This is a genomic window from Delftia sp. CH05, from assembly GCF_009827015.1.
GTDB classification, from domain to species: Bacteria; Pseudomonadota; Gammaproteobacteria; order Burkholderiales; family Burkholderiaceae_C; genus Comamonas; species Comamonas tsuruhatensis.
Window position 1 is genome coordinate 24669 of record NZ_WUMG01000036.1, and the last position, 21272, is coordinate 45940.

Sequence of the window (21272 nt, forward strand, 5' to 3'; positions counted from 1 at the left end):
TTCACTGCGCCTCGATGCCCGCCTGCTTGACCAGTTGCCCCCAGCGGGCCATCTGGTCCTTCACATAGGTGGCGAACTCGGCAGGCGTGGCCGTGGGCCAGACCTCGAAGCCGACCTGGGCCAGTTGCTCCTGCACGGCCTTGTCCTTGAGGATGGCCTGCAGCTCGGTGTTCAGCCGCTCGGTGATCTCGACCGGCATCCCGGCCGGGCCGAAGATGCCGTTCCACGACGTGATGTCGAAGCCCGGCAGCGTCTTGCCGATGGCCGGCACATTGGGCAGCAGGGTGGAACCCTTGGCCGCCGTGACGGCCAGGGTGCGCACGCGGTCGGTCTTGATCGTGCCCCAGGCCGAGCCCAGGTCGGCCACGTAGACCTGGATCTGGTTGCCCATGAGATCGGTCAGCGCCTGCGGGCTGGACTTGTAGGGCACGGAGGTGATCTGGGCGTGCGTGACGTACTTGAAGGTTTCCGAGGCGACCAGCGAGGTGCTGTTGGGCGTGCCGTAGGACAGGCGGTCGGGATTGGCCTTGGCGTAGTCGATGAGTTCCTGCACGGTCTTGGCCGGAACGGAGGGATGGACCAGCAGCGCGAACGGCAGCTCGCCCACACGCGCCACGGGCGTGAAATCCTTGACGGGGTCGTACTTCAGGCCCTTGACCAGCCAGGGGTTGGCCGAGTGCGAGGTGTTGGTGGTCATGAACAGCGTGTAGCCGTCCGGCTTGGCCTTGGCCACATGGTTGGCGGCGATCTGGGCATTGGCGCCAGCCTTGTTGTCCACGATCACGGGCTGCTTGAGCCGCTCGCCCAGCCGGGTAGCCACCAGGCGCGCCACGGCGTCCGTGCCGCTGCCCGCCGCGAACGGCACGACCAGGGTGATGGGATTGGAGGGGTAACCCCCCTGCGCCGATACGGAGGGCGCGGCCACGGCCGCAATGGTGCTGAGAGCGCCAAGGGCCAGGGCCCTGCGCAACGGGGAATGCTTCATTTGCTTGTCTCCTGTTTCCTATGGAAAGCGGCGCTGTGTATCCAGCGCTCGCCGCCATGGTGCGGGCGTCAATGATTCAAGTCCAATTCTTTAAAACCAAGCAAGGATTCGATTTATGAATCATTGAATCCCTCTTCAGCCTCCAGATCCCGCCTCTTGCACACGGACTGCATCGGTGCGAGGCTGGCAGCCCTGCACGACACCACGCCAAGGAGTTCCGCATGTCACACACCGTCCACACCATCCGGCTGCACCGCGTCCTCAAGGCGCCGCCGCAGCGCGTGTACCAGGCCTTCACCACGGCCGCTGCCCTTGCAAAATGGCTGCCGCCCCACGGCTACATCTGCGAGGTGCCCGAGTTCGACGCCCGGGTCGGCGGGCGCTACCGCATGGCCTTCGTCAATCTGTCCACGGGAGGGCGCAGCGGCTTCGGCGGGGAGTTCCTGGACCTGGAGCCTGGCCGGCTGGTACGCCATACCGACCGCTTCGACGACCCGCAACTGCCTGGCGAGATGATCACCACCATCACGCTGCGCGAGGTGTTCTGCGGCACTGAAATGGATGTGACCCAGGAAGGCGTGCCCGCCGTCATTCCCGCCGAGGCCTGTCACCTGGGCTGGCAGGAGTCGCTGCAGTTGCTGACCCTGCTGGTGGAGGCCAGCGTGCCGGGCTGAGACCCTGCACAAGCCCCTGCTGTCACACAGCTGCGGTTGATGGATTGCGGTGCTTCGGAGGACAATGGCAGTATTGCCCGCCAACGCCTGGAGGTCCGCCATGGCCACCCCCTTTGCACTGACCGCTCAAGCCATCGATGTCCTGCCGTTTGGTGCGCGGCTGGCGGGCGCCCGGACCTGTGCCCTGTTCAAGTCCCAGGACATGGAGGTCATCCGCGTGGTGCTGCGCGCCAGCCAGTCGCTGCCGCCGCACAAGGTGCCTGGCAGCGTCAGCCTGCATTGCCTGGAAGGCGAGCTGGAGGTGATGCTCGGCGAAAGCCGCCAGTCCCTGCAGGCCGGCCAGCTGATGCACCTGCCGGCCAACATGGCGCATGCGGTACGCGCCATCGAAGACACCTCCGCTCTGGTCACCATCGTTCTGTGTGACGAGTCCTGACGCCTGCCGCCTCAGCGCACGGGCAGGAACTGCATGAAGGGTCCCGCCACCAGTCCCTGCCCGTAGCCGATGAAGGAGCGCCTGTAGCGCTCGGTGGTGTAGTTGGCGATCAGGTCCAGCCGGCCGATGATCTTGCCCATCTCGCGCTCGAAGCTCAGGTTGCGCGCGTCGTCGCCCAGGTGGTTGGACAGCAGCAGCGGCCCGCCTGCGGCATTGCGCCGTGAGTTGAGTATCCAGTTGGCCACTTCCACGTTGCGCGCAGCGTTGTAGATCAGCTGCGGGTCCAGCCCATGGACCAGGGTGAAGCTGGTGCGCCCGCCGTGGGCCGTGATGATGGTGTCGGCCAGCGCATGGACGAAGGCGGCCACGCGGTCGCCCTTGAAGTCGGGCTGCAGCGCCAGCGAGAGCGCGGCCACGTCCTGGGCGCCGCGCAGGTCGGCCCAGGGCTGGCGCTCGGTGATGGCGATGCGCACGTAGGCGGATGCGGCCTCGCGGCTTTCGGCGGTTTTCTTCCACTCGGCGGGGTTGCGCAGGTAGAGCTTGTCCATGATGCGCATCAGGCTGTCCAGGTTCTCCTTCATGGCCAGCGTGGCCATGCGGTTGCTGTCGGACTGCACGATTTCGCTGGGCTCGAACGAGGCGCCCTCCACCTTGCCGCGCGGCGCGGGCGTGTCGGCGCAACCCGCTGTCAGCAGCAGCGCCAGCACGGGCGCCAGGCGGCGCGCAGCGCCACCTCCCGGCCGGAGCTGGCTGTCGTTCACCCCGGCTCTGCGGCCGGCCTCCCCTGGCAAGACAAGCTCAATAATCATCCCGGAACGATAGCAGCGCGCTACCGGGGCGCCGAGGCCCGATGCCGTGTCTTACATGCCCTGGCGCCGGCAGCGTCAACCTCCCGTCAGGCAGTGTTGCTGCACCGTCCACTCATCCACCACCGCCCCGGTGCTGCGCCAGCAGGTGGCCAAGGATCTTCCAGGTCTGGGGCTGCTCCACCATGGGCACGGGAATGCGCAGCATGCTGCCCGCGGCCTGCCTGGGCGAAAACAGCAGGCCCGGCGCCAGCAGCAGGCCCTGCGGCGCGGCATGGCGGGCCAGCACCTCCGAGTCCACGCCGCAGTCCACCCAGGCGAACATGCCGGCCTGCGGCTCGTGCGGGGCGCGGCAGTCCAGGGCTTCGAGCATGCGCAGGCAGCGGTTGCGCGCGCGGTCCACGCGCTCGCGCAGGCGGTCCACATGCTTGCGGTACTGGCCGTCGGCCAGCACGCGGTGCACCACCTGCTCGCCCGGCAGCGCCGTGGTCAGGCCGCCCAGCAGCTTGAGGTCGGTCAACCGCCGTATCAGGTCGGTGTGTGCCGCGACATAGCCCACGCGCAGGCTGCCGGCCAGGGTCTTGGAGTAGCCGCCCACCAGGAGCACGCGCTGCAGCCGGTCCATGGCGGCCAGGCGCACGGGCACGCCGGGCAGGAAGTCGGAGTAGGTGTCGTCCTCGGCCAGGTAGAAGTCGTGGCGCTCGGCAATGCGCAGCACCTCATGGGCCACGCCGGCCGACAGGGTCTGGCCCGTGGGATTGTGCACGGCCGTGTTCAGGATGAAAAGCCGGGGCTGGTGCTGGCGGGCCAGCCGCTCCAGCGCCTCCACGTCGGGGCCGCCGGGCAGGCGGGGCACGCCGACCACGTTCACCCCCAGGGCGTTGAGCCGGCCGAAGATGAGAAACCAGCCGGGGTCTTCCACCAGCACGGTATCGCCAGGGCGCACCAGGCTGCGCACGATGAGGTCCAGCCCCTGCGTGACACCGGCCACGGTCATCAGGTGGGCCTCGGGGTGGGCTGGCACGTCCTGGGCCTGCAGCACCGAGGCGATCTGCTGGCGCAGCGGCAGATAGCCCTGGGGCACGCCATAGGTCAGCAGGCTGGTGCCCGTGCTGCGGCCGACGGCGCGCAGGGCCGAGGCCAGCATCTCCTGATCCAGCCATTCCGGCGGCAGCATGCCGGCGTCGCCCGAATGCTCCGTGCCTTCGCGGAACATGCTGCGTAACAGAAAGGCGGTATCGAAGGCTGCGCCCTGCTCCAGCGTGGGCAGGCCCTGGCTGGCGCGCGGCAAGGCCTGGGCCGCGCGCCGGGCGCTGACGAAGACGCCCGAGCCGCGCCGCGAATGCACCAGGCCCTGGGCGGCCAGCCGGTCGTAGGCCTGGACCACGGTATCGCGGCTGACGCCGGCCTGCTGGGCCAGCGCGCGCACCGAGGGCAGCCGCGAGCCCGCGCGCAGGCCATGGTGGCGGATGAGGCTGCCGTAGTGGTCCACGAGCTGCTCGACCAGCGAGAGATCCGAGGAGCGCAGCGGACGCCAGGGCGCAGCGGCCTGGAAAGCCGTAGCGGAGGATGCACTCGATGTCTGCGGTGTCTGCTGTGCCTGCGCTTGCTTCGGCGTGGCTGCGAGATCAAGTGTCAGGGTCATGTGGGCAGGCCAGTTGGCAAATTGTTCTGGCAAAGTGTACTGCTACTGTACCGAACACTGCCATTAGCATGGCCTGACGGCGCCGCGGCCTGCGGCATGCGCAGACAGGGCGCCGGATCCCCTGTCATGCCTGTTGCCACCATGCCCTTCGATACCGCCCACACCTCGTTCCTGCTGCCGCTGGCCATGTTCTCCTTCGTCAGCTCCGTCACGCCCGGCCCCAACAATGTGATGTTGACGGCCTCGGGCGCCACCTTCGGCTACCGCCGCACGGTGCCCCATATGCTGGGCATCACCCTGGGCGTGGTGGTCATGGTGCTGCTGGTGGGCGCGGGGCTGGGCGCGGTGTTCGAGCGCCTGCCGGTGATCTACACCGCGCTCAAGTACCTGGGCGCGGCCTACCTGGTCTGGCTGGCCTGGAAGATCGCGGGCAGCGGCGGCATCGACGGCGGCAACGCGGGTGCCCAGCCCTTCGGGTTCTGGCAGGCGGCGGCCTTCCAGTGGGTCAACCCCAAGGCCTGGATCATGGCCATCGGCGTGATTGCCACCTACACGCCGCGCGAGGATTTCTTCATCAACCTGGTGCTGGCGGCGCTGGTGCTGGGCATCGTGAACTATCCCAGCGTCAGCGTCTGGACGCTGTTCGGCAGCGCCGTGGGGCGCGCGCTGCGCTCGCCGCAGGCACTGCGCCGCTTCAACTGGGGCATGGCCGCCCTGCTGCTGCTGTCGCTGTACCCGGTGCTGGCAGATTCACACGCCTGATTCAAACGCCTGATCCACCCGGCTGCTTCATGCGGCCGATGCCCCATCCAGCGCCAGTATCTGCTGCGCCAGCGCGGCGATGCCAGCCTCGCTGAGGTCGTCGGCCTGCACGCTGCGGCGCGTGCGCCACTGCGTGAAATGCCGCTCCTGCGAGCGCTCGTAGTGCGGGTCGTAGTGCTGGGCCATGAGCTCGGAGAACAGCGGCGAGAGGCTGCGCTCATGCGCCCAGGCCTGCCAGCGCGAGATGGTCTCCTTGCCCTGCAGCTCCTTGAGCCAGCCCAGCTTGTCGGCCAGCATCTGCGGATCGTCGCCCAGGTAGGCGTAGTCGCGCAGCAGGTAGGCCAGGCGTGCCTCGGGCGTGGCATCGAGCGCAATCACGGGCGACTGGCGCATGTGCTCGACCAGCACCAGCGGCAGGGACACGCGACCGATCTTGGCGCTCTCGCCTTCCACGTACACGGTGCGTGCGGTGTCGAAACTCTCCAGCTGCTGGGCCAGCAGCGTCTCGAAGTATTTCTGGCTGGGCTGCTCCACGCCGGGCAGGTTGCCCAGCAAGGAGCCCTTGTGGCTGGCATAGCCCTCCAGGTCCAGCACCTGCTCGCCGGCCTCGGCCAGGGCATGCAGCACGCGGGTCTTGGCGCTGCCGGTGGCGCCGCACAGCACCTGCAGGCGCAGCTGGGGCACCAGGCGGTCGATCAGCTCGATCACATGGCCGCGATAGGACTTGTAGCCGTTGGCCAGTTGCTGGGCATCCCAGCCGACCAGGCGCAGCCAGGTGACCATGGAGCCGCTGCGCAGGCCGCCGCGCCAGCAGTAGACCAGCGGCTTCCAGTTGGCGGGTTTGTCGGCGAAGGTTTCCTGCAGATGGCGCGCCAGGTTGGCCGAGACCATGGCCGCGCCCAGGCGCTTGGCCTCGAAGGGGCTGACCTGCTTGTAGATGGTGCCGATCCGGGCGCGCTCCTCGTTGTCGAGCACGGGGCAGTTGATGGCACCGGGAATGTGGTCCTGCGCGAATTCGGCAGGCGAACGGGCGTCGATCAGGGTGTCGAACTGGTGGCGGTCGGCGATGCGGATGGGCTGGCGGTGGGACACGGGCAAACGGTGATCTGGCGATCATGCGGGAGGCAGAAACAACCGGCGCCATGGCCTCTGGGGCTCATGGGCCGGCACCGGAACCAGGAAAGTGGATCGAGCCTCGACACGCACCGGCCCGCCCCGCTTCGCGCCCTGCTTGCGCGAGCCGGGCATGCGGCCGACCTTGGAAGCGGGGATTCTCGCACGCCCGCCGTGCCCGCGCACGGCTGTCAGGGCAAGGCTGTCAACGCAAGGCAGCGGCGACCAGGCCCTGCACGGCCGCCACGCGCTGCACCTGCTGGGGGCTGTCGTAGTTGCCCATGAAGACGGCATACACCAGCGAATGCTGGGGCACGATCACCAGCCGCTGGCCTCCCAGGCCGATGGCCATGTAGTACGCCAGGCCGGCGCGGGTCTGCCCCACGTACCAGTGGTGGCCGTAGCGCAGGCCGGGCCAGGCGTCCACGCGCGGCTGCATGGATTGCACAATCCAATGCCGGGCCACCAGCGCCCGGCCTTGCCATTCGCCCTGCTGCAGCACCAGCTGGCCGATGCGGGCCAGGTCCCGCGCCCGCAGGCGCAGGCCGGAGGCGGCGGCCGCCTCGCCGTTGGTGCCAGGCGTCCACTCGGCCTTGTCGATGCCCAGCGGAGCAAACAGCTTGTGCCGCGCATAGTCCAACAGGGGCATGCCGCTGCCCTGCGCGATCAGATGGCCCAGCAGGGCCGTCGCCCCGCCGCTGTAGCACCAGCGTTCGCCGGGCGGGGCGACGACGGGCTGCTCCAGCACGTAGCGGTAGCGGTCGCTGCTGCGCTCCATGGCGATTTCGCTGTTGCGCGGGTCGGAATACGGAAGGTCCTCGTCCCATTGCAGGCCCATGGTCATGCCCAGGGCATGGGAGATGAGGATGGCGCGCCGGCGCCCATCGGCCGCCAGATCGCCGTAGGCGGGAAAAGCCTGGACAAGGGGCGTGTCCAGCGCGGGCACCTTGCCCTCGGCCAAGGCCATGCCGTACAGCAGGCCGACGATGCTCTTGCTGACCGAGCGCACATCGTGCAGGGAGTCGGCGTTGAAGGCCACCTTGCCCAGCGGCTCCCCCCAGCGTTCGTCCTCGCCCTCGAAATAGCGCTCCAGCGCCAGCCGGCCGTGGCGCATCACGACGACAGCGTGCAGGTTCGCCAGTTCTCCGCTCTGCACGCCCTGGTCCAGGCGTTCGCCCAGGTCCTCGGCCAGGCCGGTGCCGGTGCCGGTGCCGGTGCCGGTGGAAAAGGCACCGCCCTGCCCCACGCTGGCACAGGCCGTGCAGCCCAGCGTCGCCAGGGCTGCGCCCGTCTGCAGCCACCTGCGCCTGTCGGTGCGAAAGCCGTTGTTTGTCATGTCCCTCTCCCTTGCTTAGCTAGTTAGTTACTTAGTTGCTTACGTACTTACTGCCTGGGCGAAGACCCGCTGCCGCGCGGATGGATCAGCATGCGGTCGCCGCGTATTTCCACATCGAACTGGCGCAGGAAGTTCTGGCCCAGCAGCGCATCCCTGTCCGTGCTGCCCGTATAGCCCGTACCCACGCGCAGGCCGCTGACCACCAGGGAGGCCACGCGCACCTGATCGGCCACCACCATGCGGCCGTCGCGCTCGCCATTGGCGGTACGAAAGCGAACCGGCTCGCCGCCGTCCAGGCCTGCGCGCTCGGCCAGCGGCTCGGTCACGCCGACCATGCTGGCGCCCGTGTCCACCAGGAACAGCACGGGCTGCCCGTTGACGGCCCCTTCCACGCGGAAATGCCCGTCACGGTCACGCGCAATGGCCACCGTGCCATCGGCCTGGACCTTGACGCCGGCCGGCTTCAGGTACATCTGCATGGCCCAGTACAGCACGCCCATGACCAGCAGCCAGAACAGCAGAAAACCCAGCATGCCGCGCCGGGCGACGGACTGGACGCTGGGCTCGGCGGCCGGTGCAGAGGAAGCGGACGGGTCGGACGGATCGGACGGAGGCGGCGTGGACTTGAGGCGCATGGCAATGCAGACGGGATCGACGATGGCAGCACGGTGGCTGCACGGCGGCAGTCGCCCATTCTGCCTGCGGCCCTGCCCCGTCACGGGCAAGCCAATAGCCGCTACAGTGGGCGCCTTCATCACAGCCCGCTCCTGCCATGACCACGACCGCGCAGCCGCCCTTTGTCCTTCACTACATCTTCGACCCGCTGTGCGGCTGGTGCTATGCCGCCGCGCCCCTGGTCAAGGCCGCGCGCAGCGTGCCCGGCGTCACGCTGCAATGGCATGGCGGCGGCATGCTCACGGGCGCCCACACCCGCACCATCACGGCCGACTGGCGCGGCCATGTGATGCCGCACGACCAGCGCATTGCCGAGATGACGGGCCAGCCGTTCGGCCCTGCCTACTTCGACGGCCTGCTCAACGACCTGGGCGCCGTGCTGGACTCGGAGCCGCCCACCACGGCCCTGCTGGCCGCCGAGGAACTGGCGGGCCGGGGCCTGGACATGCTGGCGCGCCAGCAGCAGGCCCACTACGTGGAAGGCCGCCGCATCAGCGACCCCGCCGTGCTGCAGGAACTGGCCCGTGACCTGGGACTGGACGGCGAGGCCTTTGCCCAGGCCTTCCAGCGCTTGTCCGGCGCTGCCACCCAGGCGCATATCACCCAGGCGCGCGAATGGCTGAACCTGGCACAGGGCCAGGGTTTCCCGACCTTCGCGCTGGAGTTCGACCACCCCGAGGCCGAGCAGCCGGGCCAGCGCGCCATCCAGCGCATCGACATCGGTCCCTGGCTGGGAGATGCACAGGGCTGGGCAACGCAGCTGGGCGAGTGGGTGCAGCAGGTGGCGGCCATCACCGCCGGCGAGCAGACCGCGCCCCAAGGCGAGGACTGCGGGCCCGATGGCTGTGCGCTACCCAAGAGCTGACCCGTCAACGCCCGTCAAAGAAAAACCGCGCCCTGGCGCGGTTTTTTCATGGAGCGCGGGCGCCCGTCAATCCATCTTGGAGATCATCACCTCGCCAAAGCCGGAGCACGACACCTGGGTGGCGCCGTCCATCAAGCGGGCGAAGTCGTAGGTCACCTGCTTGCTCTGGATGGCCTTTTCCAGCGCGCTGATGACCAGATCGGCCGCCTCGCGCCAGCCCATGTGGCGCAGCATCATCTCGGCCGAGAGGATTTCGGAGCCCGGGTTCACATAGTCCTTGCCCGCGTACTTGGGGGCCGTGCCGTGCGTGGCCTCGAAGCAGGCCACGGAGTCGGACATGTTGGCGCCGGGCGCAATGCCGATGCCGCCGACCTGGGCCGCCAGCGCGTCCGAGATGTAGTCGCCGTTGAGGTTGAGCGTGGCCACCACCGAGTACTCGGCCGGGCGCAGCAGGATCTGCTGCAGGAAGGCGTCGGCAATCGAGTCCTTGATGACGATGTCGCGGCCCGTGCGCGGGTTCTTGAACTTGAGCCAGGGTCCGCCGTCGATGGGCTGGGCGCCGAACTCGCGCGCGGCCAGCGCGTAGCCCCAGTCGCGGAAGCCCCCTTCGGTGAACTTCATGATGTTGCCCTTGTGGACCAGGGTCACGCTGGGCTTGTCATTGTCGATGGCGTACTGGATGGCCTTGCGCACCAGGCGCTCCGTGCCCTCGATGGACACGGGCTTGACGCCGATGCCCGAGGTCTCGGGGAAGCGGATCTTCTTGACACCCATTTCCTTGACCAGGAAGTCGATGAGCTTCTTGGCGTTGTCGCTGCGGGCCTCGTACTCGATGCCCGCGTAGATGTCCTCGGAGTTCTCGCGGAAGATGACCATGTTGGTCTTCTCGGGCTCCTTCAGCGGCGAGGGCACGCCCTTGAAATACTGCACGGGGCGCAGGCAGACGTAGAGGTCCAGCTCCTGGCGCAGCGCCACGTTCAGCGAGCGGATGCCGCCGCCCACGGGCGTGGTCAGCGGGCCCTTGATGGAGACCACGTACTCGCGAAGGGCCTGCATGGTTTCCTCGGGCAGCCAGACATCGGGGCCGTAGATGCGCGTGGATTTCTCGCCCGCGAAGACCTCCATCCACTGGATCTTGCGCTTGCCGCCATAGGCCCTGGCCACGGCGGCATCCACCACCTTGATCATCACGGGCGTGATGTCCACGCCGGTGCCGTCGCCTTCGATGAAAGGAATGATGGGCTGGTCTGGCACGTTCAACGACATGTCGGCGTTGACAGTGATCTTCTGGCCCTCGGCCGGCACCTGGATGTGCTGGAAGCGGTTCATGGGGACGGGTCTCCGTTGGCTGGTGCACGAGGCAAGAGTGAATGCCCGGAATGGGCACAAATTTGGTGCAGAAAATTCTAACGACAATCGGGCCGCCTTCCTGTCAACGGCGATACAGTCAGTGCGTTGAGCATCTGCGGTGCATCAACAATTTCGCACCGCTGTCTGGTTCAACTTGGCTTCTACCGCTTTTCTAGGAAATGGCATATATGAAAAAACTCCTCGCTGTCCTGGTCGCCGGTTCGTTTGCCGCAGGCGCCTTCGCACAGGCCGCCGCAGCACCCGAAACGCCGATGTCGGCTCCCACGGCCGCTTCCGCAGCTGCTCCCGCTCACACAGCCAAGAAGGCCAAGGTCGCCAAGAGCGGCAAGCATTCCGGCAAGAAGCACGCCAAGCGTTCCACCAAGAAGGCACACAAGGCCGTGGCCTGATCCAGGCGCCGGGATGCCCGCTGGCATCCCCTCAAAAAAAGCCCGCAAGTCAGCAATGCACTGCGGGCTTTTTGCCGCCCGCCCGGCCCTGATGGCCCGGCCAGGCCGATTTTTGCGTCCGGCCACGCGCCCCCTGCGACAGAATGTGCAAGATGACGAAGCCTTCGACACCCCTCCACACATCCCTTTCCCGCCGCGCGCTGCAGCGGTTGCTCATGGCCGCCTGCCTGGCTGGCGCCGCCGTATCGGCAGGCGCACAGCCCCAGGGCAGCCCCCAGATGAACCTGCGCCGCGTGGAGTTGACGGCCGGAATCCACCGCATCGACGCACAGGTGGCCGCATCGGACCGCGAGCGCGCCATCGGCCTGATGTTCCGCCAGGACATGCCCCAGCAGGAGGGCATGATCTTCGTCTTCGAGGTGCCTGCCGTGCAGTGCTTCTGGATGCGCAACACCCTGCTGCCGCTGACCGCCGCCTTCGTGGCCGATGACGGCACCATCGTGAACCTGGCCGACATGAAGCCCATGACCGAGGACTCGCACTGCTCGGCCAAGCCCGTGCGCTATGTGCTGGAGATGAACCAGGGCTGGTTCGCCAAGCGCGGCCTGAAGGCCGGCGTCAAGCTGGGCGGCAGCCTGTTCACGCCCGCGCCCGCCAAGCCATAATCACGGCCCATGCAAGCGCTTCGCTCCTCGTTCTGGCTCACCCGGCTGATATTGGCCTGGTTTGCCGTGACGCTGGGCGTTGCCGTGGCTTCGCCCCTGGTCCATCCCCAGGGTTTCGAGCTGGTCTGCACGGCCAGCGGCGACGTCAAGCTGGTGGCGCTGGGCGACAGCGCAGCCCCGGGCATGGGCCACCACCAGCTTGACTGCCCCATGTGCCTGCCCGCTGGTGCACCGCCGCCGGCCCTGCCGCAGATGGCCGTGCCCCACCAGCAGCCGCTGGCCCACGCGCTGCTGCCGCTGGTGGCGGCGCACATTGCCTCCGTCACACGCGCGCCGCTGCCGGCGCGCGGCCCTCCTCCGCTGACTGCCGTGTTCTCTTGAATCGCCGCCGGGCCTGCTGATGCGCGCCCGGCCCGCCTGCGCCGCATGCGCGGCGCAAGACCCGGAGTCAGTTCGTGAATTCCTTCCCCTTCCCCGCGATGGCAGCGCCTCTGCGCCTGCCTGCACCCCTCTTTCGCCCCCATCCCCTGGCCGTAGCGCTGTGCTGCGCGCTGGGCACGGCCTGGACGCCTGGCGTGCAAGCGCAAGCGCAGGCACAGGCCGATATCCCGCTGGCCCCCGTCGAGGTCTCCGACCAGGCCACGGCCGATGCCAACGGCCTGCTGCCGCTGAACAAGACCGTGGGCACGGCCAGCCGCCTGGGCCTGACGGCGCGCGAGACGCCGGCCTCGGTGCACATCGTGGACCGCGCAGCCATCGAGGCGCGTGGCGCCCAGGACACGCAGGAGATCCTGCGCTCCATTCCGGGCGTCACGGCCTACAGCCCGCCCGGCAACATCGGCATCAGCTACCGGGGCTTCGGCACGGGGTCGGTCAGCCAGCTGTTCAACGGCATCAACCTGCAGTACTCCATTGCGGCCCGACCCGTGGACAGCTGGATCTACGACCGGGTGGAGGCCGTGGGCGGCGCCTCCGGCTTTCTCTACGGCGCAGGCGGCGTGGGCGGCACGCTGAACTACATCACCAAGCTGGCCCAGCGCGACAGCTTCACCGAAGGCCAGCTGCGCCTGGGCAGCTACGGGTTGAAGGAAGCCTCCGTCGGGCTGAACCGCCGCCTGGGCGATGCCACTGACAGCCAGGGCACCACCCATTACCTGCGCCTGGACCTCAACCACCGCGATGCCGGCAGCTGGGTGGGCGGCACGCAGTCGCGCTCCACGCAGCTGGCGACCTCGCTGCTGTCCGACCTGGGTGGCGGCCTGACGCATACCCTGGCCTACGAGGCCCAGCATGAGCGCGTGGACCGCCCCTACTGGGGCACGCCGCTGCTCAACCCGCTGCGCGGCCAGGCGCGCATTGACGAGGCGACCCTAGGCAAGAACTACAACAGCGCCGACGGCCTGTATGCCCAGCGCGTGCAGTGGCTGCGCTCCATCACCGAATGGCGGGCCAGCGACCGGCTCAAGCTGAGCAACACCTTCTACGCCTATGACGCGCTGCGCGACTACCGCAACGTGGAGACCTACCGCTTCACGCCCGACAACACCGCGGTGGTGCGCTCGGCGGCGCTGCTGCAGCGCCATGACCAGCGCATGGTGGGCGACCGCATCGAAGGCAGCTACCTGGGCGAGCTGGCCGGCCGGCGCAGCGAATGGGCTTTTGGGCTGGATGTGAGCGTGAACCGGCAGACACGCTTTCCGAACAGCCTGTCGGGCACGGTGAGCACGGTCAATCCCTACGATTTCACGACAGAGAACTTCTACGACATTCCCGGCATGGCGCCCGGCTTCAGGCCCGACCGCGACAACAAGGTCACCACCACCGCGCTCTACCTGGAAAACCGCACGGCCCTCACTCCTGCCCTGCACCTGCTGACGGCGCTGCGCCATGAACGCATCGAGGTGGACCTGACCAACCGGCGCGATGTGACGCCCGCGCTGCCCGCCAGCTACAGCCGCAGCTATAGCCCGACGACCGGGCGCGTGGGCCTGGTCTGGGATGCCACGCCCGAGGCCAATCTCTACGCACAGTTCTCCACGGCGGCCGATCCGCCGTCGGGCATGCTGATGGGCGCCTCGTTTGCCGATGCCATCAACAACACCGGGCTGACCACGGGCCGCCAGGTGGAGGCGGGCAGCAAGCTGTCGTTCTGGCAGGGCAAGGGAACGGCGGCGCTGGCGGTCTATCGCATCACGCGCCGCAACATCTCCACCCAGGACCCGCAGGACAGCACGCGCACGGTGCTGGTGGGCCAGCAGTCCTCGCGCGGGGTGGAGCTGTCCATGGGCCTGGCGCCCACGCCGCGATGGTCCATCCAGGGCAACTGGAGCCATGTGGACGCGCGCTATGACAACTATCAGCAAGGCGGCGTGTCCCTGGCGGGCAAGCGACCCACGAACACGCCCGCCAGCGTGCTCAACCTCTGGACCAGCTACCGCATCACGCCGGCGCTGGAGGTCAATGCCGGGCTGCGCCGCGTGGGAGGCATCTATGCCGATGCGGCCAACACGCTGTCCTGGCCCGCCTACACCCTGCTGGACCTGGGCCTGAGCTACCGCATCGACCCGCGCATGACCGTGGTTGCACGGCTGCGCAATGCCACGGACCGCGTCTACGCCGCCAGCCTGACCAGCACCATGGCCTACCTGGGCGCGCCGCGCACGGCAGACATTTCGCTGCGCGTGGCCTTCTGAGCAGGAGACGCACCATGCGCCTTCACCTCAAACGCTGGCTGTTCCTGCTGCACCGCTGGCTGGGCATTGCCCTGTGCCTGTTCTTTGCGCTGTGGTTTGTCTCGGGCATGGTGATGATGTACGTGGGCTACCCCAAGCTCACGCAGGCCGAGCGGCTGCGCCACCTGCCGGCGCTCGATGGCAACGCCGCCCTGCTCGCGCCCGCCGAGGCGCTGCGCGCGGCCGGCATCGACGGCCCGCTCAAGGACCTGCGCCTGCATGCCGGCAGCGCCGGCCGTGCCAGCTACCTGGTCACGCCCGAGGGGCGGCGCCAGCCCGTGGCCATCGATGCGGCCAGCGGCCAGGTGTTGGGCGCCACCAGCCAGGCACAGGCCCTGGCCAGCGCGCGCGCCTTCGCGGGGGACGGCACGGGCCTGCACTACCTGGGCACGGTGGATGAGGATGCCTTCAGCCACTCGCGCGCGCTGGACATCCACCGCCCCCTGCACCGCGTGCAGCTTGACGATGCCCAGAGCACGCTGCTCTACATCTCCGGCACGACGGCCGAGGTGGTGCGCGATGCCACGCGCACCGAGCGCGGCTGGAACTACCTGGGCGCCTGGCTGCACTGGCTGTACATGTTCCGGGGCAATGCCTTTGATGGCGCCTGGGCCGACATCGTCAACGTGCTGTCGCTGGTCGGCATTGCCGTGGCCATCACCGGCACCGTGGTCGGGGTGATGCGCTGGCGGTTCAGGCAGCCCTACCGCAGCGGCCTGCGCACGCCCTACCCGGGCCGCGCCATGCGCTGGCACCATGTGGCAGGCCTGCTGTTCGCGCTGACCACGCTGGCCTGGATCTTCAGCGGCCTGATGTCCATGAACCCCTGGCGCCTGTTCGACACGGGCACGCCGCCACTGCACATGTCCCGGTGGCAACAGGGCCCGCTGCGCCTGACCGGGGACGACGCCACGCCGCAGTCGCTGATCGCCGCGGCGGGCGGTCCCGTGCGCGAACTGCGCTGGCTGCGCACCGCAGGCCGCACCGAGGTGCTGGCCCAGCCCGCAGCCGGCACGCCCCTGGTGCTGGACAGCGCCAGCGCAGCGCCCGCAGCCCACTCACGCGAGGCCCTACTGGACCGCGCGGCCGTGCTGATCGACGCACCCGTGCTGCGCAGCGAATGGCTGACCGCGCACGACCTGTACTGGTACGAGCGCGCCGAGCACACCATGATGGGCGGCCATGACAAGCCCCTGCCCGTTCTGCGCGTGGTCTTTGGCGATGCCGCGGCCAGCTGGGTGCACATCGACCCGCACACGGGCCAGGTGCTGGGCCGGCTGGACGGCATCCAGCGCCTCAAGCGCTGGCTGTTCGCCATGCTGCACAGCTGGGACTGGCTGCCGCTGCTGCAGCGCCGGCCGCTGTGGGATGCGCTGCTGCTGGCCTTCAGCCTAGGCGGCCTGCTGATGAGCGCCACGGGCGTGGTCATAGGCGTGCGCAGGCTGGGCCGCAAGCGCAGCCATCGCGCACAGACCACTGCTTGCCTGGAGGCGCAGCCACATGGTTAGCCGCCATACTGTATGCTTGCCACATGCAACTCGAACAGAAATACCAGGCCCTGCTGGCCGAGGCCGAGCGCCGCAAGCTGGGCGACGTGGACAGCATGCGGCTGTGCTTCCAGACCCTGTCCCTGGCTGCGCGCATCGACCGTGACTGCGCCGCGCTGCTGGCGCCGCACGGCCTGTCCGAAGGGCGCTTCGTGCTGCTGTTCCTGCTGGAATCCGCCAGCGAAGGGCTGGCCCCCAACCACCTGGCAGAGCAGGCCGGCATCACCCGCGCCACCGTGACCGGCCTGCTGGACGGCCTGGAACGCGAGGCCCTGGCCGAGCGCCTGCCCGACCCGGCCGACCGCCGCGCGCTGCGCGTGCAGCTCACCGCCAAGGGCCGCCAGCTGGCGCGCAAGCTGTTTGCCCGGCACAGCCAATGGATCGCCGGCCTGTTTTCCACCCTGTCGCCCGCCGAACGCGGCCAGTTGGGAAAGCTGCTGGCCAAGGCCGCCGCAGGCGTGGAGGCCAGCGCATGAAGGCGCCCGCCCCCCGGCGCAAGGGCGCCAACCGCAAGGTCGATATCACTCCCGAACTGTTGCAGGCCCTGTCCCTGGGCGAGATCGAGACCGCCACGCTGACCGAAAGCCTGGCCGTGGACCAGGCCCGGCTGCTGCAGGCCGTCTTCCCCGACGCGTGGCCGCAACTGGAGGACACGGCGCAGGCGCTGGGCCAGCTGGGCATTCTCAAACGCATGGAGTGCATTGGCGGCCTGCTGTGGCAAGCGCTGGGCCAGGCCGGCTGGCAGCGCTGCCTCACGCACCGCTCTGACACGGTGCGCGGCTGGGCCTGCTTCATGGCCGGTGCGCAGCCGGGCCTGACCCTGAGCCAGCGCCTGGAACTGCTGCAGCCGCTGGCCGATGACCCGCATTTCGGCGTGCGCGAATGGTCGTGGATGGGCGTGCGCCCGCATCTGGCCAGCGATCTGCCACAGGCCGTGGCCGAGTTGTCCCGGTGGACAAGGCGGCCCTCCGACCGCCTGCGCCGTTTCGCCAGCGAGGCCCTGCGGCCGCGCGGCGTCTGGTGCAGCCATATCGCGGCGCTCAAGCAGCAGCCGGAGATCGCCCTGCCGCTATTGCAGCGGCTGCGCGCCGATGCCTCGCCCTATGTGCAGGACTCGGTGGCCAACTGGCTCAACGACGCGGCCAAGAGCCGGCCTGACTGGGTGCGCGCCCTGTGTGCGCAATGGCTCCAGGAATCGCCCGTGCCCGCCACGCGCCGCATCTGCGAGCGTGCGCAGCGCAGCCTCAAGGAGCGGTAGGTGCCTGCCGGCCCGCCAGCCGCTCGCAGTCGGGCTTGACGCAGCGCCCGTAGAGGATGTGGGAGTGCTCCACGATGGCAAAGCCATGCGAGCGCGCCAGCAGCTTCTGGCGCTGCTCGATCACCGCATCGTGGAACTCCTGCACCAGGCCGCAGCGTGTGCAGATCAGGTGGTCATGGTGCTCGCCGTCATCGAGTTCATAGACCGCCTTGCCCGCCGCAAAGCGCTGGTGCCGCAGCAGCCCGGCCTGCTCCAGCTGCGCCAGCACGCGGTAGACCGTGGCCAGGCTGGTGCCCCGGCCCTGGTCATGCAGCTGGCGATAGACCTCCTCCGCCGCCAGATGCCGCTGGTCCCCGTGGCGAAAGATGTCCAGCACCCACAGTCGCGCCAGCGTGGCCTTCAGCCCCAGGTTCTTGAGGTCAGCGGAATCGGACATGCAGCCCTCCCGGCCGGTCAGAACTCATTGTGGATGGCCTTGTAGCCGCGCACCAGTTCGTTGTTGGTGCGGACCACGTCCTCGGAGAAATCGCTGGCGTCGGCGGGCACCTGGGCCAGCGTGGACAGGTCGGTCTCCGGGCCTATGCGCGCGGTGGACGGCACATAAAAGCCTGGCGGCAGGTGGCATCCATCGACCACGGCGTTGTAGCGCACCACGCAGCCGTCATCGACCACGCAGTTGAACAGCACGCTGTTGAAGCCGATGAACACGCCATTGCCCACGGTGCAGGGTCCGTGGACGATGGCGCGATGGGCGATCGAGGTGTGCTGCCCCACGCTGACGCGCGCGCCCGACTTGGAGTGGATCACCACCCCGTCCTGGATGTTGGAGTGGGCACCGATCACGATGGGATCGATGTGGCCGTCCGCATCCATCTCGTCGGCACGGATCACCGCATAGGGGCCGATGAAGACGTTCTCCTCCACGATCACCAGTCCGCACAGGATGGCCGTGGGGTCCACGAAGGCGCTGGCATGGATGCGCGGCAGGTCGCCGCGCGGGTTCTTGCGGATCATCCCTTGCGCCTGTTCTTTGCGCCGCCCTGGCGGGCCTTGAAGCGCGGGTTGCTCTTGCAGATGACGTAGATGCGGCCGCGGCGGCGCACCACCTGGCAGTCTCGATGGCGCAGCTTGGCTTCCTTGAGGGACGAGAGCACTTGCATGGGAAACTCCTTGGGTTGTAGACAAACGGGGGCCGGCTCGCCGGTCATGCCCAGGACACGGCGTCGTGCGGATGCAGGCTCTCCATGTGGCGCACATGCACGCGCGGCTGGGCGTAGCTGCCTTCCAGCGCGGCCTGTATGCGGCGCGCCGCATCCTCGACAAACATCAGGTTGCGGCCGTTGAGCGCGGCAAAGGCCTGCTCGTCGGCGCGCTTGACGGCGGTCTGCACGGGCGTGCCCAGCGCCTGCTCCACGCGGGCGATCAGGGGCAGGATGCCCAGGTCGGGCGCATCACAGGCCAGGTCCACGCTGACCTGGGCCTCGCTGCGCTGGCTGTGTGCCGTGGCCAGCGTGCCGTGCCGGCGCAGCCAGGAAGCCACCTGGTCCGGCTCCACCAGCGGCTCGCCCGCAAAGGCCTGCAAAAAGCCCTGCTCCAGCAACTGGCGCGACAGTGCCGCCGAGCAGGGGCAGGTCGAGGAATAGCCCACGCCCACCTGCAGCCGCAGCTGGAACACGCCCTGCGCCAGCGTGGCGTCCAGGCGCACGGGATAGGACTTCCAGCCCGACAGATCGTGGGTGACCAGGGCGGGCCGCTGGGTCAGCAGGTCCAGCGACAGGCGCAGCCGGGCGCTGCGGCTTTGGCAGTCCAGGTGGCTGTCGATCATGGCCTGCAGCGCATGGCGCAGCGCCAGGGCAGACAGCGCGGATTCCTCGGCCAGGCTGTCCAGTTGGCGGTACAGCCGGGACATGTGTATGCCCTTGACATGGGCCGCAGGAAGATCGACCTGCACATCGGCACGCGCATGCAGCTCGCGCCAGTAGCCGGGCTCGGCCACGGTCACGGGCAGGTCTATGCCCTGCATGCCCACCCATTGCAGCGGGCTGAGGCTGGGCGCGGGATCGGTCAGGGAAACATCGGGAAGAGGTGCAAGCATTCGGGGCTCCAGGGGCCACGCCCGCGAGGGCGGCGCGGCAAGCGTTCAATGTCGGCTCAGGGCCGACTCAGGGCCGGCTCGGTACCGGCCGGGCATCAGTTCCATCCGGGAAAGGGGTTGTCCCACTGCGTCCAGGCCTGCGGGCCCATGGCCATTTCCGCATCGGTCAGCAGGCATTCGTCCAGGCGTGCGCGCAGCGCCTGCTCGTCCATGCCCATGCCGATCAGCACCAGTTCCTGGCGCGCGTCGCCCACGCCATCGACCCATTTGTCCAGGATGCGCTGCACGCTTTCGGGGTCGCGCGGCCAGCGCTCGGCCTCCACGGCGGCCCACCAGTGCCCGGCCGGGCCATGGCGGGCCACGGCGCCGGCCTGCGACCAGGAGCCGGCCAGCGCCGGATGGCTGGCCAGCCAGAAAAACCCCTTGGAGCGCACCACACCCGGCCATTCGCTTTGCACCAGGCCGAAGAAGCGCCGGGGATGAAAGGGGCGGCGGGCGCGGTAGACAAAGCTGGCAACGCCATAGGCCTCGGTCTCGGGCTGGTGCGTGCCACGCAACTGCTGCAGCCAGCCCGGCGCCCTGGAAGCCTCCTCGAAATCGAACAGCCCCGTATCGAGCACGCGATCCAGCGGCAGCTGGCCGAAGGACGCGATCTCCAGCCTGGCACGCGGGTTGAGCCCGCGCAGGATGGCCATGAGCCGGCTGCAGTCCTCGTCGGTGACCAGGTCGATCTTGTTGAGCACGATCACATCGCAGAACTCCACCTGCTCGATCAGTAGATCGACCACGGTGCGGCGGTCCTCCTCGCCCAGCGATTCGCCGCGCGAGCGCAGGCTGTCACGCGAGCCATAGTCGTGCAGGAAGTTGAAGGCATCGACCACGGTCACCATGGTGTCCAGCCGCGCCACATCGCCCAGGCTGCGTCCGTCCTCGCCCGCGAAGGTGAAGGTCTCGGCCACCGGCAGCGGCTCGGAGATGCCCGTGGACTCGATGACCAGCTGGTCGAAGCGGCCCTCGCCCGCCAGCCGCGCCACCTCCACCAGCAGGTCCTCGCGCAGCGTGCAGCAGATGCAGCCGTTGCTCATCTCCACCAGTTTTTCGTCGGTGCGCGACAGGTCGGCCCCGCCATCACGCACCAGGGCAGCGTCGATGTTGACCTCGGACATGTCGTTGACGATGACGGCCACGCGCCGACCTTCGCGGTTGTGCAGGATGTGGTTGAGCAAGGTGGTCTTGCCCGCGCCCAGAAAGCCCGACAGTACGGTCACCGGCAATCGGGCATGCGGCGGCTGAACCGGCGCTACGGTATGCATCATGGAATCTCTCAAGCAGGGAAAGGTAGCACGCTGCTGGCACTGCAGCCGCGTGCGGCAGGCAGGGCCTCAGGCGTGCAGCGCAGTGCAGGCAGAGCACTTGCCATGCAGCTCGATGTTCGAATGGGCCAGCGCGAACGCATGGCCGTGCGCCCAGTTGCCCAGGCAGCGGTTGAGCGCGTCGTCGACAAACTCGTCCACCTGCCCGCAGCTGTCGCAGATCGCAAAGGCCGAGAAGTCATGGCTGCCCTCATCCGGGTGCGAGCAGCACACATAGGCGTTCAACGACTCCAGGCGGTGGACCACGCCCTGCTCGGCCAGCTTGTCCAGCGCGCGATAGACCTGCGTGGGGGCGCTCAGCCCGTGGTCACGCAGCTGGTCGAGCAGTGCATAGGCCGTGCGCGGTGCACCGGCCTGGCGCAGGGCGTCGAGCACCCGTTGCTGGTTGGCGGTCAAAGGGGTGGGCATGGTGATTTCCTGTTCCAGAAAACGGTTGGCGATGTTGCGCCACATCAGAATTGTGACGTTATAACATAACAAAACGACGGCTGTCAGGCAGGTTTTTACAATTAAAAAGAATATTAAGTTGCGTTTAAATATTCAAC

Annotated in this window: 24 protein-coding genes; 11 read left to right on the plus strand and 13 right to left on the minus strand. The window is 68.4% G+C overall.

Features of this window, described 5'->3' with window-relative positions:
- Window position 1 precedes the first annotated feature (1 nt).
- The gene (locus GRX31_RS22310; RefSeq protein WP_160854875.1) at window positions 2–985 is read right to left on the minus strand and encodes a Bug family tripartite tricarboxylate transporter substrate binding protein; all 984 of its coding nucleotides are present in this window, start codon (window positions 983–985) and stop codon (window positions 2–4) included.
- Between the two features lie 221 nt (window positions 986–1206).
- Here GRX31_RS22310 and GRX31_RS22315 point away from each other — a divergent pair, with 221 nt between their 5' ends.
- Both GRX31_RS22315 and GRX31_RS22320 read left to right on the plus strand, forming a co-directional pair.
- A complete protein-coding gene (locus GRX31_RS22315) occupies window positions 1207–1659 on the plus strand; it encodes an SRPBCC family protein (RefSeq protein WP_012205499.1) in 453 nt (150 codons plus the stop codon).
- Window positions 1660–1759: 100 nt separating this feature from the next.
- Window positions 1760–2095, plus strand: a complete 336-nt coding sequence (locus GRX31_RS22320; protein WP_016445980.1) for a cupin domain-containing protein — start codon at window positions 1760–1762, stop codon at window positions 2093–2095.
- Window positions 2096–2106: 11 nt separating this feature from the next.
- On the opposite strand, the gene GRX31_RS22325 is transcribed toward GRX31_RS22320, so the two are convergent.
- Together GRX31_RS22325 and GRX31_RS22330 are read right to left on the minus strand one after the other, a co-directional pair.
- Window positions 2107–2886 carry a hypothetical protein gene (locus GRX31_RS22325; protein WP_160854877.1) on the minus strand — a complete coding sequence of 260 codons (780 nt, stop codon included), beginning with the start codon at window positions 2884–2886 and terminating at the stop codon, window positions 2107–2109.
- Window positions 2887–3016: 130 nt separating this feature from the next.
- Complete coding sequence (locus tag GRX31_RS22330) at window positions 3017–4546, minus strand: aminotransferase-like domain-containing protein (protein ID WP_160854879.1); 1530 nt, start codon at window positions 4544–4546, stop codon at window positions 3017–3019.
- Between the two features lie 126 nt (window positions 4547–4672).
- Here GRX31_RS22330 and GRX31_RS22335 point away from each other — a divergent pair, with 126 nt between their 5' ends.
- A complete protein-coding gene (locus GRX31_RS22335; protein WP_160854881.1) occupies window positions 4673–5308 on the plus strand; it encodes a LysE family translocator in 636 nt (211 codons plus the stop codon).
- 27 nt (window positions 5309–5335) lie between these two features.
- On the opposite strand, the gene mnmH is transcribed toward GRX31_RS22335, so the two are convergent.
- The 3 genes from mnmH to GRX31_RS22350 all read right to left on the minus strand — a co-directional run bounded on the left by mnmH (window position 5336) and on the right by GRX31_RS22350 (window position 8392).
- Complete coding sequence (mnmH, locus tag GRX31_RS22340; RefSeq protein ID WP_337193972.1) at window positions 5336–6400, minus strand: tRNA 2-selenouridine(34) synthase MnmH; 1065 nt, start codon at window positions 6398–6400, stop codon at window positions 5336–5338.
- Window positions 6401–6626: 226 nt separating this feature from the next.
- Window positions 6627–7757, minus strand: a complete 1131-nt coding sequence (locus tag GRX31_RS22345; protein WP_160854885.1) for a serine hydrolase domain-containing protein — start codon at window positions 7755–7757, stop codon at window positions 6627–6629.
- 47 nt (window positions 7758–7804) lie between these two features.
- Window positions 7805–8392, minus strand: coding sequence for a retropepsin-like aspartic protease family protein (locus GRX31_RS22350; protein ID WP_026062969.1), 588 nt, complete (start codon window positions 8390–8392; stop codon window positions 7805–7807).
- Between the two features lie 137 nt (window positions 8393–8529).
- Between GRX31_RS22350 and GRX31_RS22355 the strand changes: the two genes are divergently transcribed.
- Window positions 8530–9297 carry a DsbA family protein gene (locus GRX31_RS22355; protein ID WP_016445973.1) on the plus strand — a complete coding sequence of 256 codons (768 nt, stop codon included), beginning with the start codon at window positions 8530–8532 and terminating at the stop codon, window positions 9295–9297.
- Window positions 9298–9363: 66 nt separating this feature from the next.
- Here GRX31_RS22355 and icd read toward each other — a convergent pair whose 3' ends face one another.
- Window positions 9364–10626 (minus strand): NADP-dependent isocitrate dehydrogenase, encoded by a 1263-nt coding sequence (gene icd, locus GRX31_RS22360; RefSeq protein WP_012205489.1) that lies wholly within the window; start codon window positions 10624–10626, stop codon window positions 9364–9366.
- Between the two features lie 209 nt (window positions 10627–10835).
- Between icd and GRX31_RS22365 the strand changes: the two genes are divergently transcribed.
- The 7 genes from GRX31_RS22365 (at window position 10836) to GRX31_RS22395 (ending at window position 17259) form a co-directional block, all read left to right on the plus strand.
- Complete coding sequence (locus tag GRX31_RS22365) at window positions 10836–11057, plus strand: hypothetical protein (RefSeq protein WP_016445972.1); 222 nt, start codon at window positions 10836–10838, stop codon at window positions 11055–11057.
- Window positions 11058–11272: 215 nt separating this feature from the next.
- Window positions 11273–11722: a DUF192 domain-containing protein gene (locus GRX31_RS22370; RefSeq protein WP_016445971.1), complete on the plus strand. Its 450-nt coding sequence runs from the start codon at window positions 11273–11275 to the stop codon at window positions 11720–11722.
- A gap of 9 nt (window positions 11723–11731) precedes the next feature.
- Window positions 11732–12103, plus strand: coding sequence for a DUF2946 family protein (locus GRX31_RS22375; RefSeq protein WP_013802509.1), 372 nt, complete (start codon window positions 11732–11734; stop codon window positions 12101–12103).
- Window positions 12104–12201: 98 nt separating this feature from the next.
- Entirely contained in the window at window positions 12202–14415 is a 2214-nt protein-coding gene (locus GRX31_RS22380; protein ID WP_160854901.1) for a TonB-dependent receptor, read from the plus strand.
- 14 nt (window positions 14416–14429) lie between these two features.
- A complete protein-coding gene (locus GRX31_RS22385) occupies window positions 14430–15962 on the plus strand; it encodes a PepSY domain-containing protein (protein ID WP_160854887.1) in 1533 nt (510 codons plus the stop codon).
- A 23-nt stretch (window positions 15963–15985) separates the two neighbouring features.
- Window positions 15986–16477, plus strand: coding sequence for a MarR family winged helix-turn-helix transcriptional regulator (locus GRX31_RS22390; protein ID WP_160854889.1), 492 nt, complete (start codon window positions 15986–15988; stop codon window positions 16475–16477).
- On the plus strand, window positions 16474–17259 hold the full coding sequence (locus GRX31_RS22395; RefSeq protein WP_016445967.1) for a DNA alkylation repair protein: 786 nt from the start codon (window positions 16474–16476) through the stop codon (window positions 17257–17259). The genes GRX31_RS22390 and GRX31_RS22395 overlap by 4 nt, the downstream gene beginning before the upstream one ends.
- Here the strand turns inward: GRX31_RS22395 and fur are convergent.
- From fur to GRX31_RS22425, 6 genes are all read right to left on the minus strand, one after another.
- Window positions 17246–17695, minus strand: coding sequence for a ferric iron uptake transcriptional regulator (fur, locus tag GRX31_RS22400; protein ID WP_016454632.1), 450 nt, complete (start codon window positions 17693–17695; stop codon window positions 17246–17248). The genes GRX31_RS22395 and fur overlap by 14 nt on opposite strands.
- A gap of 17 nt (window positions 17696–17712) precedes the next feature.
- Complete coding sequence (locus tag GRX31_RS22405) at window positions 17713–18273, minus strand: gamma carbonic anhydrase family protein (RefSeq protein ID WP_016445965.1); 561 nt, start codon at window positions 18271–18273, stop codon at window positions 17713–17715.
- Entirely contained in the window at window positions 18270–18419 is a 150-nt protein-coding gene (gene ykgO, locus GRX31_RS22410; protein ID WP_013802515.1) for a type B 50S ribosomal protein L36, read from the minus strand. The genes GRX31_RS22405 and ykgO overlap by 4 nt, the downstream gene beginning before the upstream one ends.
- Window positions 18420–18463: 44 nt before the next feature.
- Window positions 18464–19354 carry a GTP cyclohydrolase FolE2 gene (gene folE2 / locus GRX31_RS22415; protein WP_016445964.1) on the minus strand — a complete coding sequence of 297 codons (891 nt, stop codon included), beginning with the start codon at window positions 19352–19354 and terminating at the stop codon, window positions 18464–18466.
- Window positions 19355–19449: 95 nt separating this feature from the next.
- On the minus strand, window positions 19450–20670 hold the full coding sequence (gene zigA / locus GRX31_RS22420) for a zinc metallochaperone GTPase ZigA (protein ID WP_016445963.1): 1221 nt from the start codon (window positions 20668–20670) through the stop codon (window positions 19450–19452).
- A 66-nt stretch (window positions 20671–20736) separates the two neighbouring features.
- Entirely contained in the window at window positions 20737–21180 is a 444-nt protein-coding gene (locus tag GRX31_RS22425; protein ID WP_126312237.1) for a Fur family transcriptional regulator, read from the minus strand.
- Between the last annotated feature and the right edge of the window lie 92 nt (window positions 21181–21272).

Coding starts and splice junctions, on each gene's coding strand:
- GRX31_RS22310 (WP_160854875.1), bottom strand. CDS start 985: ATGAAGCATTCCCCGTTGCGCAGGGCCCTGGCCCTTGGCGCTCTCAGC.
- GRX31_RS22315 (WP_012205499.1), top strand. CDS start 1,207: ATGTCACACACCGTCCACACCATCCGGCTGCACCGCGTCCTCAAGGCG.
- GRX31_RS22320 (WP_016445980.1), top strand. CDS start 1,760: ATGGCCACCCCCTTTGCACTGACCGCTCAAGCCATCGATGTCCTGCCG.
- GRX31_RS22330 (WP_160854879.1), bottom strand. CDS start 4,546: ATGACCCTGACACTTGATCTCGCAGCCACGCCGAAGCAAGCGCAGGCA.
- GRX31_RS22335 (WP_160854881.1), top strand. CDS start 4,673: ATGCCTGTTGCCACCATGCCCTTCGATACCGCCCACACCTCGTTCCTG.
- GRX31_RS22345 (WP_160854885.1), bottom strand. CDS start 7,757: ATGACAAACAACGGCTTTCGCACCGACAGGCGCAGGTGGCTGCAGACG.
- GRX31_RS22350 (WP_026062969.1), bottom strand. CDS start 8,392: ATGCGCCTCAAGTCCACGCCGCCTCCGTCCGATCCGTCCGACCCGTCC.
- GRX31_RS22355 (WP_016445973.1), top strand. CDS start 8,530: ATGACCACGACCGCGCAGCCGCCCTTTGTCCTTCACTACATCTTCGAC.
- icd (WP_012205489.1), bottom strand. CDS start 10,626: ATGAACCGCTTCCAGCACATCCAGGTGCCGGCCGAGGGCCAGAAGATC.
- GRX31_RS22365 (WP_016445972.1), top strand. CDS start 10,836: ATGAAAAAACTCCTCGCTGTCCTGGTCGCCGGTTCGTTTGCCGCAGGC.
- GRX31_RS22370 (WP_016445971.1), top strand. CDS start 11,273: ATGGCCGCCTGCCTGGCTGGCGCCGCCGTATCGGCAGGCGCACAGCCC.
- GRX31_RS22375 (WP_013802509.1), top strand. CDS start 11,732: ATGCAAGCGCTTCGCTCCTCGTTCTGGCTCACCCGGCTGATATTGGCC.
- GRX31_RS22380 (WP_160854901.1), top strand. CDS start 12,202: ATGGCAGCGCCTCTGCGCCTGCCTGCACCCCTCTTTCGCCCCCATCCC.
- GRX31_RS22385 (WP_160854887.1), top strand. CDS start 14,430: ATGCGCCTTCACCTCAAACGCTGGCTGTTCCTGCTGCACCGCTGGCTG.
- GRX31_RS22390 (WP_160854889.1), top strand. CDS start 15,986: ATGCAACTCGAACAGAAATACCAGGCCCTGCTGGCCGAGGCCGAGCGC.
- GRX31_RS22395 (WP_016445967.1), top strand. CDS start 16,474: ATGAAGGCGCCCGCCCCCCGGCGCAAGGGCGCCAACCGCAAGGTCGAT.
- fur (WP_016454632.1), bottom strand. CDS start 17,695: ATGTCCGATTCCGCTGACCTCAAGAACCTGGGGCTGAAGGCCACGCTG.
- GRX31_RS22405 (WP_016445965.1), bottom strand. CDS start 18,273: ATGATCCGCAAGAACCCGCGCGGCGACCTGCCGCGCATCCATGCCAGC.
- ykgO (WP_013802515.1), bottom strand. CDS start 18,419: ATGCAAGTGCTCTCGTCCCTCAAGGAAGCCAAGCTGCGCCATCGAGAC.
- folE2 (WP_016445964.1), bottom strand. CDS start 19,354: ATGCTTGCACCTCTTCCCGATGTTTCCCTGACCGATCCCGCGCCCAGC.
- zigA (WP_016445963.1), bottom strand. CDS start 20,670: ATGATGCATACCGTAGCGCCGGTTCAGCCGCCGCATGCCCGATTGCCG.
- GRX31_RS22425 (WP_126312237.1), bottom strand. CDS start 21,180: ATGTGGCGCAACATCGCCAACCGTTTTCTGGAACAGGAAATCACCATG.